The organism is Acinetobacter sp. A1-4-2 (assembly GCF_040233925.1).
In the GTDB taxonomy this organism is placed as follows: Bacteria; Pseudomonadota; Gammaproteobacteria; order Pseudomonadales; family Moraxellaceae; genus Acinetobacter.
The window spans coordinates 1,240,687-1,254,336 of record NZ_CP157981.1 but is presented as its reverse complement, the minus strand read 5'-3'; the positions used below and the strand labels follow the sequence as shown (position 1 = coordinate 1,254,336).

The following is a 13,650-nucleotide window of genomic DNA, read 5'->3' as shown; positions in this document are numbered from 1 at the left end:
GTCTAGGATTTAACGCATATCGTTTCATGCATAAATTTGAAATTGGTGAGACAGCCAAATTTTAACGATGAGATGTATTTAAATATTTAAGGATTTTACCTCAATGAGTTACCCGGAAATCATGGCTGATCTTTCCACTTTAACGCCGATGATGCAGCAGTACATGAGCGTCAAAATGCAGCACCCGCACTCCCTGATGTTTTATCGCATGGGTGACTTTTATGAACTGTTTTTTGACGATGCCCATAAAGCCGCCAAATTATTGGGAATTACCTTAACCCACCGCGGTAAGGCCAATGGCGAACCGATTCCCATGGCAGGCGTTCCCTATCATGCCGCTGAAGGCTATTTGGCACGTCTGGTCAAAAAAGGCGAAACCGTGGTCATTTGCGAACAGCTGGGTGAGGGCGAGAGTGCAGGCTCTCGCGGAAAGGCACCTATGGAGCGCGGTGTGGTGCGGATCATCACTCCGGGCACCCTGACCGATGATGCGCTATTGAACAGTCATCAGTCTTCCAATCTGGTTGCGCTTTGCCTGCAGCAAGGCCAGATTGGTATTGCATTGCTGGATTTAAGTGCCGGTATTTTCAAGGTACAGCAACAGGAGTTTCATCATGAACAACTGGCAATTGAACTTTCCCGCTTAATGCCAAGCGAGATTGTGGTGGATGAAGACATTGTTGATCCCAATATTATCGAGCAGATCAAAAAACAGCTCGACTGCCCTGTGACCCGTCGTCCGAATGTCGATTTCAACCTGAATAATGCGCAAAAAACCTTATGTGACCAGTTCGCGGTCGCTACCCTTTCTGGTTTTGGGATTGATCATTTACCGCTGGCCAAGGCAGCGGCAGCGGCATTGATTCATTATGCCAAAGAAACCCAGAAAACTGCTTTACCACATATCCGCTCGATTCAGCTGGAACAAAGCAGTGACTTTATTGCTTTAGATCCGGTCACGCGTCGCAATCTGGAACTGGTTGAACCTCTATTTGAACATGGTACATCCCTGTTCCAGCTGATCAATGATTGCCAGACCGCCATGGGCAGTCGACTGCTCAGCCGTACACTAATGCAGCCTTTACGCGACACCAAAATACTGGATGCCCGTTTGGATGCCATTACCGCTATGTTGAGCGGTTATCATGAAACACCAATTCGTCTGGTCCTGAAAGAAATTAGCGATATTGAACGTGTACTGAGCCGTATCGCTTTAGGCAGTGCACGTCCTCGTGATCTGGTACAGCTACGTCAGGCCTGTGCGCAAATTCCTTTTTTACGCCATGCCCTACAACCAATGACGCAGACTAAGCAATCCGTTCTGATTCAGCAACTGACAGATGAGCTGGGTGATTTTAATGGCCTGCATCAACGCCTGATGTCTGCGATTGTCGAAAATCCACCAGTATTACTCCGTGATGGCAATGTCATTGCAGAAGGCTTTGACAGTGAACTGGATGAGCTGCGTAAAATCCGTGATCATGCGGGCCAGTTCCTGATTGATCTGGAAACTCAAGAGCGTGCCAACACCGGTATTTCAACCCTGAAAATTGGCTATAACCGTGTCAGTGGCTACTATATTGAACTGACCCGCGCTCAAGCCGAGCAAGCACCGGATCATTACATCCGTCGCCAGACCTTAAAAAATGCCGAGCGTTATATCACGCCAGAACTGAAATCTTTTGAAGATAAAGTCCTGTCGAGCGAATCACGTGCCCTCGCGCGTGAAAAAATGCTGTTTGAAATGCTGCTGGATGAATTACGTCAAGACATTGGCAATTTACAAATGATGAGCAGTGCTATTGCCCAGATTGACATGCTGGCCAATTTTGCCCATCAGGCACGTTTACGCAACTGGTCTCGTCCAGAATTCAGCCCTGAAATTGGGGTTAAAATTGTTGCAGGACGACATCCTGTGGTAGAAGCCTTAAGTAAAACCGCTTTTACGCCGAACGATACCACGCTGGACTTTAACCACCGTATGGCTATTGTGACCGGTCCGAATATGGGCGGTAAATCCACCTTTATGCGTCAAACCGCACTGATCAGTTTACTGGCCTATTGCGGTTCCTATGTGCCTGCAAAGTCCGCAGTATTAGGTCCGATTGATCGCGTGTTTACCCGTATCGGTTCGGCAGATGACTTATCGACCGGTAAATCGACTTTTATGGTGGAGATGACCGAAACTTCGCAAATTCTGCATCATGCCACCAACCAGTCTTTGGTACTGATGGATGAAGTCGGACGCGGAACCAGTACCTATGATGGTTTGTCTCTAGCTTGGGCTTGTGTGATTGACCTGAGCAAACGGATTAAATGTCTGTGTTTGTTTGCGACTCATTATTTCGAGTTGACCGAACTGGGCAAGGAATCAGGAATTGATAACTATCATGTCACAGCCAAGGAGCTGAACGGTAATTTAATCCTGCTACACAAGGTTCAGCACGGCCCTGCCAGTCAAAGCCATGGCTTACAGGTAGCAAAACTGGCCGGTATTCCTGCCAGCGTGATCAAAGAAGCGCAAAACCGCTTGAAGATTCTGGAAAAACAGCAACATCAACAGGTCAATAAGGTAGTACAAAATGACTTGTTTAGTGCGATCGATGAACCGGCTGTAGAAATTATTGAACGTGTAGTGGAAATTGAAAAAGATGGCCCTGCACTAAGGTTGTTAAGATCGCTGGATGTAGACAATCTTTCTCCCCGGGAAGCCTTGCAACAGATTTATGCTTTAAAAGATGCCCTGGAAAGCTAATTTAAATCTGTGCCAGAAAAAGACTTCTAAATAGAAGTCTTTTTCATTTACTACATATATTTAATGAAATATTCAATTTTTACTAAAATTAACAGCCTTATATATAATAAATATCAATAAAAGCAATTGTTACTTAGCAGCATTTTTGCCTAAAATACAGCAAGAGTAACTAGAACCATATTTTTTAGGTAGCTGTCGCCATGACCTTTGTTGTCACTGAAAATTGTATTAAATGTAAATACCAAGACTGCGTAGAAGTTTGTCCGGTAGATTGTTTCTACGAAGGTCCAAATTTCCTCGTGATTAATCCAGATGAATGTATTGACTGCGCATTATGCGAACCTGAATGCCCGGCAAATGCTATTTTCTCGGAAGATGAGTTGCCTGAAGGTCAGGAAGTCTTTATTGAACTGAATGCTGAGCTTTCACAAAAATGGCCAAACATCACTCAAATTGGTGACCAGCCTGCCGATCGCGAAGAATGGAACGGTAAAGCCGACAAGTTAAAATACTTGGAAAAATAAGACTGTTTCTGAGCCTGAAAAAGATCAGCCTATGCTGATCTTTTTTTATACTTAAAAAAACATTTGATTGCAATATTTTCAAATTTTATCCTTCAAATTAGATTAAAATAGCATGTATTTATAAATATCTGATTTCTATAATGAAGCATGTTTTAAAGGGCTTACTGGGCTTGAGCTTGGTCCCACTTGTCATGATTGGATGTAGCACATCTCTTCAGAAACAAGGGCAAATGCCCCATGGAAAACGGATCTTCATTCCTCAAGAACGCATTAGCCTTGAACGCCCAATTCCACCGAAAACAGTACCTTATGTTTATAATTCATGGATTGCCATCGGTGATAATTTACATCGTGTCCGTGAATATGAAAATTTTCTGGAACGTAATGGTGTCGGCAATATTATCCCAAGTTTCGAATTGTTGCGTTCTGCCCGTGACTGGCAAAAATGCGGCCGTCCCCAATATATGATTCCTAACCGTGAATTGTGGAACAATCAAATTGCAACTTTGCGAGTCTTTAAATACCTGGTTGCTGCCAAAGTACTTACTGACTTTGAAGTGACCTCCGTTTACCGGGATTTGTCACTTAACCAGTGTGCCGGTGGCGCAAATTCATCACGCCACTTATTTAATTCGGCGATCGATTTCCGTATTGGGCCTGAAGTGCCCCAAGCAGAAGATTATGCATTTATTGAAAATAGTAAATTTAAATTATGTCAATTCTGGGTGCAGTACGGACAAAGCCTGAATATGGGACTTGGGCTATATGCTTCTGGTCAAATCCATATTGATACTCAAGGTTACCGCACCTGGGGTCCAGACCACTCACGCCACAGCTCGATGTGTAATTTTTAAAATCGTGTAGTGCAGTAAAAAAAAAGAGATCCTGCTGATCTCTTTTTTATTGCCCTATTTTCAATAAATCAAAACGATAAATTGCACTCTGAATGGAAAAGTTTAAAATGCATGCATCGCAACACAGGTGACCAGACTATGCAACAAATGTGGACAGAGATTGATGCTTACATCGATTCACATTTAATTCCAGAAGACCCCATTCTGCTACAGACATTAAAAAATACTGAAGATAAAGGTTTTCCAGATCACCTCGCCGTCGCGCCCAATCAGGGCATGCTGCTGCAAATGCTGATTCAGATGAACAAGTGCAAACGTGTACTGGAACTGGGTACCTTTGCTGCCTACAGTACAATGTGGTTGGCTCGTGCGCTACCAGAAGATGGCTACATTCTGACCATTGAGGGTCGTGATACTCATGCAGCTTTGGGTCAGGAAAATATCGATAATGCCAAACTTCCGCAGACCATTGAGCTTAAAGTGGGGCGTGCAGCAGATGTATTAAAGGCATTGCCTGCAGATTTTGAACCATTTGACTTTGTGTTTATTGATGCCGACAAACAGAGTTATCCAGAGTATCTAGAACTCAGCTTAAACTTGTCCCATTCAGGGACTATTATTGTGCTGGATAACGTGATTCGTGCTGGCGAGATCATTAATCCTGCAAACCACAAACCTAGTATTGAAGGTATTCGCGATATGTTTGTAGCCTTGCAAGACCATCCTCGAATTTTGTCCTGTACTGCATTACAAACAGTTGGTAGCAAAGGACATGATGGCTTTGCACTTGCCATAGTGAAATAATATGACACAAAGGTTAAAAAACAATCTTTTTATTTTTTTTGTTTTTTATTAATAATTTACAGATACTGTCCATATAGTTATCCACAACTTATGCGGATAACTATGGGTAATTATTAATCAAACCTGTTAGGTGTTGACTCAGTTATTTCACCACCAGTAAGGGTACGGTTGAGTTTCGGAAGATACTGGTTGCCACACTTCCCAAAAAGAATTGGCGAATCTTGCTGTGACTAAATGCACCCAGTAATATCAGTTGTATGCCATGTTCACTTTGGTATTCCAGTATATTTTCAGAAACATCGCCATAACGGTATTCAGTCACCACATCCATCCCGGCATCACGTAAATACTGCGAAGGTTCATTCAGTATTTCCGGATGATCACCTACATATAACAGATGGCACTGTAAGAGTCTTAATAAATCACTTTGTGCGACACGTTTCATCAGATTAACGCAGGTTGGTGAATATTCATAGGCAAAAATGAATCGTGTGGGTGGCTTAAACTGTTCCCCGACGGTCATGACGGTACATTTTGCACCACGAATAAAATTTTCTACATTACTGCCTATTGGTTTGTTTCGTTCCGCAGAACGCTCTCCGACCCGGCCAATAATGGCGATGTCATCTTCTTTAAGCACATGAAAACTCTGTTCCAGGAAATCGCCTTTTTCTTGCAGATGTGAGGCGCTAATCTGATACTTCTGCTGAATCATGTCAGAAATATGGGTTAAAAGATTATTGCTGTAATCCAGTGCCAGTTCACTTTGTTTTTGTTCAAGTTCTGCCAGTTCTTTCAGTAACATTGCATTACTTTCAAACCCGATCACCCCACTAATTTCCCCCAAATGATAACTAGCCGGGTAATAATCTAAAACCTGTAATAATACCAATTCACGTTGTGTCTGCTTTGCAACCCATGCCGCAGCTTCAGCCACTGCATTTACACATGGAGAAGAATCAATACAAGCGATTACACGTTTCATTTTCGCCTCGCTTTTCGCCCATACAGGCTTTAAGTCTAATTGTTATTTTAACTTAGCATAACTCTTCACCGCTGTGCAGGCTTTTATGTAATTAAACTTACTCCCTGATTCATCTTCATTTTCTTGGATTTTTTAATCCCGATGACGAATAAACCTGGCCGGATTACCTGCAACAATAGTTGCCTTTTCAACATTCTTTGTGACCATACTGTTCATGCCGACAATGGCATGAGCATCAATTTTAACACCATCTTTGACCCCCACATGCGCGCCCAGCCATACATCTTGCCCAATCTCGATGCCCTGAGAACGTACCGCTTGCTGGTAAATGGGCTGTGCAAGTTCAATCCCGTGGTCAAAAGCATATAAATGGCAATATGCAGCTATACGGACCTGATCATGTAGCTTGATCCCCATGCGCCCACCATCGAGAATACAGTGATGGTTAATGGCCACTTCATTGCCAATTTCTAAAGGACCATGCAAGGTACAGTCTGCGGCAATGAAAGTATTATCACCAATACTAATCTTACGGCCCGGCTCGGCAAAAATATGGGCCAGCGGTGAAATAAAACAGTTTTCACCAATTTCGACAGTTTCCATTTCCATCAAATAAGCCTGATATTCTTTTTGCCACTGTTCTGCCCAGCCACGATTTTTCGGTTTTAATGACCAGTACAGCCACGGCATGTAATTCAAACGATGCTTGTGCTGTTCACGATATTTTAATAGCGGATCCTGTTCAGTCATGGTTCGGCTCTTCTACAATTTTCAGTTGTTCACGTCCGCGAGTCACATCCTGAATTTTCAGTGCCAAAGGCTGAATTTGATGAACTTGTAACAAGGCTTCGATCTGTACACCTGTGGCGGTATATTGTTCTTGAAATTCGATGTTTTGGTGGTTCAACTCATACTGAAAAATGGCCCATTCATTAAACTGGCAGGCAAAGCTGACTTTCTTTTTTTCAATCAGTTCAATTTTTTCCGCCAGTACCAGGCACTGCCCTGCACAACCACCATAGGCCCGAACTAGCCCGCCCGTTCCGAGTTTAATACCGCCAAACCAGCGATTGACCAAAACAATGATATTGGTTAATTCATTGCCTTCAATAGTTGCCAAAATCGGGCGTCCAGCAGTACCTGATGGTTCACCATCATCATTAAAACGAACATTATGGCCAATTTTCCATGCCCAGCACTGATGTGTGGTGGTGATATCTTTATGGAACTCTAAAAAGTTTTTGACATCCTGTTCATTTTCTACTGGTGCAGCAATCGCCTGAAAGCGACTTTTTTTAATGTCTTCTTCGAAAGTAACGGATGAGGCAATTGTAAATGGCATAAATCTGGAATAAATAACAATACAGCAGCAGTATAGCCTGTTTTGAACCGCTTGCAGATACAAAAAAACCTCCTATAAAAGAAGGTTTCTTAAGAATTAAAAATATTTAAACTTAAATGATACCGTAATTTATAAGATTAAATCATTCTGATTAAACTTTAATTAAACAGTAAAATCTTCACCCAAATAGACTTTGCGCACAGTGTCATTTTCAAGCACTTCTTGCGGTGTACCTTCTGCAATTACCGCACCTTCACTGACAATATAGGCATGCTCACAAATCGCCAATGTATCACGTACGTTATGATCGGTAATCAGTACACCAATTCCGCGGTCTTTAAGTTCACGGATAATATCCTTGATGTCCGCTACAGAAATAGGATCGACCCCCGCGAAAGGTTCATCCAGCAGCATAAACTTAGGATCAGCAGCCAAAGCACGGGCAATTTCAGCACGACGGCGCTCACCACCAGACACACTCATCCCCAGTGAATCCTTAATATGCGTGATTTTAAAATCTGCCAATAGTTCATTTAAACGCTGTTGACGCTGTTGCTTGTTCAAATCCTTACGGGTTTCAAGAATCGCCATAATGTTTTCAGAAATCGTCAGTTTTCTAAAAATTGAGGCTTCTTGCGGCAAATAACCAATACCTTTACGGGCACGTTCATGCATGGCCAAGTCTGACAAATCAAGATCATCCAAATGAATCTCGCCTTTGTCCATCCGAACTAAACCCACCACCATATAAAAACTTGTGGTTTTACCCGCACCGTTTGGACCAAGTAAGCCTACAATCTGTCCACTCTGCATCTGAAAAGAGACATCTTTCACAACCCATCTTTTACTATAGTTTTTTGCCAGATGTTTAATACACAATGTTTGGGGCTGATTTAGCGGTTGATCCATTAATCACGTGCTCCTGGGAACGTTTTTGAGCTAGATGGTGGAATAATAATTTGTACGCGACCTGAAGATGAGCCAGTATTGTTCGGTGTACCTGTCGCTTCAACATCACCTTTATTCATGCTGTATTTCAAAGTATTACCGCGAATACTTGCCCCATCCTGCTGTAAAAATGCATTGCCGGACAAGGTGATAATGCCTGTTTGGGCATTATAAAGAATCTTCTGAGCCTGACCTTTCGCCAAGCCTTTATTGACCTCGGTTTGCTGTTGAAAACGTGCAGGACCGCCTGTCGCTGTAATGCTACTAATCTGTTTTTGACTGTTGAGATTGGCAACAATAGAGTTGGCTTGCAATCTCATGGTGCCCTGTTCGATGATGACATTCCCGCTATAGGTGGTCACCCCGGTTTTTTCATTATAGGTTGCACGGTCTGCAACCAATGAAATAGGCTGATTTCGGTCAGATGGAATGGCAAATGCAGCTGCCGACGAGAATACAACCAAACCGGCTAAAGCTGCTTGTTTAAGCAAGGTTTTAGGCAATGTAAGCTTAAGATTGTGGTTCATATTTTCCTCGAATATTAAAAAATTCGTATTGACCGTCATTTAAATTGGCTTTCAGCCCCTGGCTTACAAATTCAGCTTGCGGAGATTGCACAATGACCTGTTTATCTGTCTCTATTTCCCGAGTGTCAGGATATCCGGTTAATTCCTGAGTCTGAAACTGCATTTTGCCCTGTTGCATCAACTTGGTCGCCACCACATTTCCTGACAGAATCACCTTTTGATTATCATCATAACTGTTCGCCACTTTGGCATAAAAAGTAGCATCAACTGCGCCATTCTTATACAGGGAAGCATTCAGGTTTTCGAGTTTGGCCGTTTCTTTTTGCATGTCCTGTTCCATACGATCGACCTGAGCACGGGCATACAAATTACCGTTGTCATCGGTTTGAGTCAGGTTAATTTTTTCAGCGGAATAGGTCATGCTTCTGGCTGAGTCAACCTCGAGCTTGTTGCCCTTACCACTGTAATAGTAGTAACCACCACTTATAGCTGCAATTGCTATAGCAGTTAGGTATAAAACTTTTGTATCCATAAGTGTGGTACTTAACTCAAATTCAATGAATGGTTTAACAATTAATGTGGGGCAGCGGTATAGGTTTCAAGTAGCTGTTCATAAGCTCCTTTGGCCATTAGAATCATGTCACAGATTTCACGCACTGCACCACGACCACCCATGGCCTGGGTTACAAGGTCAGCACGGCGTCGAACTTCGACATGACCATTGGGAACAGTCACTTTCATACCTGCAATTGCAAATGCCGAAAGATCAGGCCAGTCATCACCCATATATAAACAGTCTTCCGGAGCAACATTCAATTGAGCACAGGCTTCGCGTAATGCAGTGCCTTTGTCTTCACGGCCCTGGAAAACCAAGTCTACGCCTAAGTCAGACATGCGCTTTTCCACAATATTACTTTTACGTCCAGTAATAATAATGACTTTTACACCGGCTTTCTGTACGAGTTTCATACCTAAACCATCACGGATATCAAAGGACTTGATTTCATCCCCGGTATTGGTCAGGGTGACAAAACCATCACTCAGAATCCCGTCGACATCAAGAACCAAGGCTTCAACATAACGTGCCTGTTCCAATAAAATATAAGATGCCATTTATTAATTTACCCCGGCTTGAATCAGGTCATGCATGCTAATCACACCAATGACCTTATGTACATCATCTACAACAACAAATTGATTGATTTTCTTTTCGTTCATGCGCTCTAAAGCTTCAACCGCACGCGCATCTTGCGAAATGGTCAATGGATTTTTAGTCATGACCTCAGAAACCGGCAATTTCACATCAAAGCCTTGTTGCTTATCAATTAAACGACGTAAATCACCGTCGGTAAAAATCCCGAGCAGTACGTCATTTTGGTCCACAATGGTGGTTAAACCCAGGCGTTTGTTTGAAATTTCGTATAAAACCTGATTCATTGGTGTATCTGGAGACACTTTTGGCAATTCTGTACCTGTGTGCATGAGGTGTTCGACATGTAACAACAAGCGTTTACCTAATGCACCGGCTGGATGAGATAAAGCAAAATCATCAGCAGTAAAACCACGTGCATCCAGTAAGGCAACTGCCAAGGCATCACCTAAAGCCAGAGTTGCCGTGGTGCTTGAAGTCGGAGCCAGACCCAGTGGGCAGGCTTCCTGGATATTTCCCAAGGTTAAAGCGACATCGGCATTTTGCGGCATAGGGCCTTTGTCATCACCACTAATGGTAATTAGAGGAATTTCCAGACGCTTGATCAAAGGCATCAGCATCATGATTTCATCACTCTTGCCCGAGTTAGAAATGGCAATCAGCACATCGCCAGGAACCAGCATGCCTAAATCACCATGCCCCGCTTCTCCCGGATGCATAAAGAATGATGGCGTACCTGTAGAAGCAAACGTTGCCGCCATTTTACGGCCGATATGCCCTGATTTTCCCATACCAGTAATGACTAAACGTCCCCGGCACTGCAAAATGGTTTCGCAGGCACGATTAAAACGATCATCAATTTGCGTTGCCAATATTTCCAGGGCTTGTTCTTCTATACGCAAAGTTTCTAGTGCAACTTTTTGAAAGTCTATTTGATTTGGCATATTTGAGGGGTTCAAAATAGGTTTACCTTTACTCTATACAGAGCTGATTCAATCAAGCAAAAAATAATTTTCGCAATTTTATCATATCTATGCAAATGTCACGTTTCTAAATGTACAAGATTCCACGAATTGTGTAGAAATGATGGTCATGAACTTCCCTAATTTCCTAGCGAACCTCAGCTTCCCTAACCTCATGTTTGGCCAGTATCCTATAGCAATCTTAAGATATTGAATTGATATACATTCTTATTTGTATGAACTCATGTTATTCCAGCTGCAAACAGCCACTTGATGCGTAGGTGTTGTGTTTCATTCATCCTGCTTCATTTATACCAAGCTGAGTTATATTATTAGACATGGTTTTATTATTTAATTCTAATATGAAAAATACACTTTCTGATCACGAGCAAATTGGCGTGGTTTCCACTTTTCCTGAACTGGTCAATTCGAAGTTTCAAGTAAATATGAATGCCCTTTGCTGGTATAGAAATCTGGCTGGGGATTTTAAAGAAATTGTTACCAAACTTGAATTAAAAGAGAATATTACCGAAGTTTCTGTTGAAGATCTTTTAGCATTGCAACTTTCCGAACACGGTCATCTGGCTCGGGAAATGATCTTAAGGGATATACAGCTATTAACTGATTTTGGAGCATCCCCTTCTCTTAATTTACTTAAAAGTTATGAACGGGATGAAGAGCTGGATTTCATTTCAACAGATGTGTATTCCTATCATGTTGACCGCTCACCTATAGAAACAGATACTTTTTTATGTACTTATTATGGTTGTGCCAGTGATATTTTGCCAAACAATCAGGTTGAACAAAAGATTCTGATTCCAGAAATAAGAGCAAAGCTTAAAGACTTATATGACGGTCCAGAAGCCGAGTTCAAAAATTTCTTGGAAGAATATTTCTTTGATTTACATTATGCACCCAAAGCGGATGCAACCCCGATCAATTTAGGTCAAGGACATCTTTGGCGCCTGGCAGTCGATCATCCAACACAGCCTGTTTTACCTTGTGTGCATAGAGCGCCTCATGAAGCAGGTGAATATAGACTTCTCTTGATCTGTTAAATATTGATGAAATATATAGTGTTCACTTGATCTATAAAATCTGGAGATTACATCTGCCTATTTTTAAAAGGCTCTGGTCTTAAATGCTCCAGAAAAACAGGGACAGATCCGGCAGCCCTCACTGATGATTTTATTTGTAATAAAGCATTGCGCATCATCAGTCATGGCACTCAACATTTATACATCCATATATCCCTAAAAAATTCCTGCTTTTTTTCGTTTTAACTTTATGAAAAAAAATGCTTAGGTTAAGATGAGCCATCTTTTGGTAGAAACAATTTGAAGACCTATGCAACCTTTTGTTCTATATAACTCAGAGCAACGTAAAAAAGTAGAATTCGTACCTCGTAAAGAAGGTCATATCGACATGTATGTTTGCGGTATGACCGTGTATGACTACTGTCATATTGGTCATGCTCGAGTTATGGTTGCATTTGACTATATTATTCGTTTTCTGCGCAGTCAGGGCTGGAAGGTAAAATACGTACGTAACATTACCGATATTGATGACAAAATTATTGCCCGTGCCAATGAAAATGGGGAAAGCATTACTGCGCTAACCGATCGTTTTATCAAAGCAATGAACGAAGATGCTGAAAACTTGGGCTGTCTGCATCCAGATGAAGCTCCACGTGCGACTGATTACATCGACCAGATGCAAAACATGATTGGCAATCTGGTCAATAAAGGCACGGCCTATCCTTCTGCAAATGGCGATGTCTATTTTGAAGTAGAAAAATTTGCCAAATACGGCCGTTTGTCTGGCCGTAAACTGGAAGATATGCAAGCCGGTGCCTCTGAACGTGTCGATGTGGAAGTAGAAAAGAAACATCCGTTTGACTTTGTGCTGTGGAAACATGCCAAAGAAAATGAACCTTCATGGGCTTCACCTTGGGGTAATGGACGCCCGGGCTGGCATATTGAATGTTCAGCGATGTCCACCTGCTGTCTGGGCAACCATTTTGATATTCATGGAGGCGGTTCAGATTTAACCTTCCCACATCATGAAAATGAAATTGCCCAATCAGAAGCATCAACTGGCGAACAGTATGTGAATTACTGGATGCATGTCGGCTTTATTAATGTCGATGGCGAAAAAATGTCGAAGTCTTTAGGTAACTTTTTCACCATTCGCGATGTGATGGATAAATTCCATCCGGAAGTGATCCGTTTCTTTATTGTTTCTTCGCATTACCGCAGCCCGGTGAACTTCTCTGACACGGCACTTAAAGAAGCAAAGAACACCCTTTCCCGTTTCTATCACTCATTTAAGGCATATCAACAAGCCTATGGTGAAAAAACTGTAGAAATTCTAGATGAAGCCTTGGTTGAACGTTTTAATGCTGCTATGCGCGATGACTTCAATACCGCTGAAGCCATTGCCGTATTGTTTGAAGTCAACAAAGAACTCAACCGTGCAGTGAAAGATGAAAATGCTGAACAGGCTGCAGTGTATTATTCGACTTTACGTCACTTGACCAATATCTTAGGTTTGGTACAGCACAATGTAGACGACTTTTTGAAATCAGATATTGGTCAGGAAGCATTAGGCTTGTCGGAAGAGCAGATTGAAGACCTGATTCAGCAACGTAAAGATGCGAAAAAGGCCAAGGAATTTGCCAAAGCCGATGAAATTCGCCAGAATTTACTCGATCAAGGTGTGGTACTGGAAGATACCCGTCAAGGCACCATCTGGCGTCGTGCTGATTAATTAAACATTTGGAAGCACAAAGAGTTGACA

14 protein-coding genes are annotated in these 13,650 nt (G+C 42.2%); 6 read left to right on the top strand and 8 right to left on the bottom strand.

The annotated features are described in order from the left end of the window. The first annotated feature begins 103 nt into the window (after nt 1–103). The 4 genes from mutS (at nt 104) to ABJ384_RS06240 (ending at nt 4,937) form a co-directional block, all read left to right on the top strand. The gene (gene mutS / locus ABJ384_RS06255; protein WP_349929520.1) at nt 104–2,755 is read left to right on the top strand and encodes a DNA mismatch repair protein MutS; all 2,652 of its coding nucleotides are present in this window, start codon (nt 104–106) and stop codon (nt 2,753–2,755) included. Nucleotides 2,756–2,955: 200 nt separating this feature from the next. After that, nucleotides 2,956–3,279, top strand: coding sequence for a ferredoxin FdxA (fdxA, locus tag ABJ384_RS06250; protein WP_086195111.1), 324 nt, complete (start codon nt 2,956–2,958; stop codon nt 3,277–3,279). A gap of 140 nt (nt 3,280–3,419) precedes the next feature. After that, nucleotides 3,420–4,133: a D-Ala-D-Ala carboxypeptidase family metallohydrolase gene (locus ABJ384_RS06245; RefSeq protein ID WP_349929519.1), complete on the top strand. Its 714-nt coding sequence runs from the start codon at nt 3,420–3,422 to the stop codon at nt 4,131–4,133. 138 nt (nt 4,134–4,271) lie between these two features. Then, nucleotides 4,272–4,937: an O-methyltransferase gene (locus tag ABJ384_RS06240; protein WP_086195109.1), complete on the top strand. Its 666-nt coding sequence runs from the start codon at nt 4,272–4,274 to the stop codon at nt 4,935–4,937. A gap of 142 nt (nt 4,938–5,079) precedes the next feature. Here ABJ384_RS06240 and ABJ384_RS06235 read toward each other — a convergent pair whose 3' ends face one another. The 8 genes from ABJ384_RS06235 to ABJ384_RS06200 all read right to left on the bottom strand — a co-directional run bounded on the left by ABJ384_RS06235 (nt 5,080) and on the right by ABJ384_RS06200 (nt 10,833). Continuing rightward, nucleotides 5,080–5,922 (bottom strand): universal stress protein, encoded by an 843-nt coding sequence (locus tag ABJ384_RS06235; protein ID WP_349929518.1) that lies wholly within the window; start codon nt 5,920–5,922, stop codon nt 5,080–5,082. A 132-nt stretch (nt 5,923–6,054) separates the two neighbouring features. Next, complete coding sequence (locus tag ABJ384_RS06230) at nt 6,055–6,672, bottom strand: acyltransferase (protein ID WP_349929517.1); 618 nt, start codon at nt 6,670–6,672, stop codon at nt 6,055–6,057. Next, entirely contained in the window at nt 6,665–7,264 is a 600-nt protein-coding gene (locus ABJ384_RS06225) for a YigZ family protein (protein ID WP_349929516.1), read from the bottom strand. Before ABJ384_RS06225 ends, ABJ384_RS06230 begins: the two co-directional genes overlap by 8 nt. Before the next feature lie 162 nt (nt 7,265–7,426). Next, complete coding sequence (lptB, locus tag ABJ384_RS06220; protein ID WP_166168127.1) at nt 7,427–8,173, bottom strand: LPS export ABC transporter ATP-binding protein; 747 nt, start codon at nt 8,171–8,173, stop codon at nt 7,427–7,429. Beyond that, nucleotides 8,173–8,739 (bottom strand): lipopolysaccharide transport periplasmic protein LptA, encoded by a 567-nt coding sequence (gene lptA / locus ABJ384_RS06215; RefSeq protein WP_166168124.1) that lies wholly within the window; start codon nt 8,737–8,739, stop codon nt 8,173–8,175. Before lptA ends, lptB begins: the two co-directional genes overlap by 1 nt. Further along, on the bottom strand, nt 8,723–9,271 hold the full coding sequence (gene lptC, locus ABJ384_RS06210) for an LPS export ABC transporter periplasmic protein LptC (protein WP_086195103.1): 549 nt from the start codon (nt 9,269–9,271) through the stop codon (nt 8,723–8,725). Before lptC ends, lptA begins: the two co-directional genes overlap by 17 nt. A 41-nt stretch (nt 9,272–9,312) precedes the next feature. Then, a complete protein-coding gene (locus ABJ384_RS06205; RefSeq protein WP_166168122.1) occupies nt 9,313–9,852 on the bottom strand; it encodes an HAD-IIIA family hydrolase in 540 nt (179 codons plus the stop codon). 3 nt (nt 9,853–9,855) lie between these two features. Then, a complete protein-coding gene (locus ABJ384_RS06200) occupies nt 9,856–10,833 on the bottom strand; it encodes a KpsF/GutQ family sugar-phosphate isomerase (RefSeq protein WP_166168119.1) in 978 nt (325 codons plus the stop codon). Nucleotides 10,834–11,213: 380 nt separating this feature from the next. On the opposite strand from ABJ384_RS06200, the gene ABJ384_RS06195 reads away from it, so the two are divergent. Further along, a complete protein-coding gene (locus ABJ384_RS06195; RefSeq protein WP_349929515.1) occupies nt 11,214–11,909 on the top strand; it encodes a DUF1826 domain-containing protein in 696 nt (231 codons plus the stop codon). A gap of 289 nt (nt 11,910–12,198) precedes the next feature. Next, nucleotides 12,199–13,620, top strand: a complete 1,422-nt coding sequence (gene cysS / locus ABJ384_RS06190; protein WP_349929514.1) for a cysteine--tRNA ligase — start codon at nt 12,199–12,201, stop codon at nt 13,618–13,620. Nucleotides 13,621–13,650 lie beyond the last annotated feature (30 nt).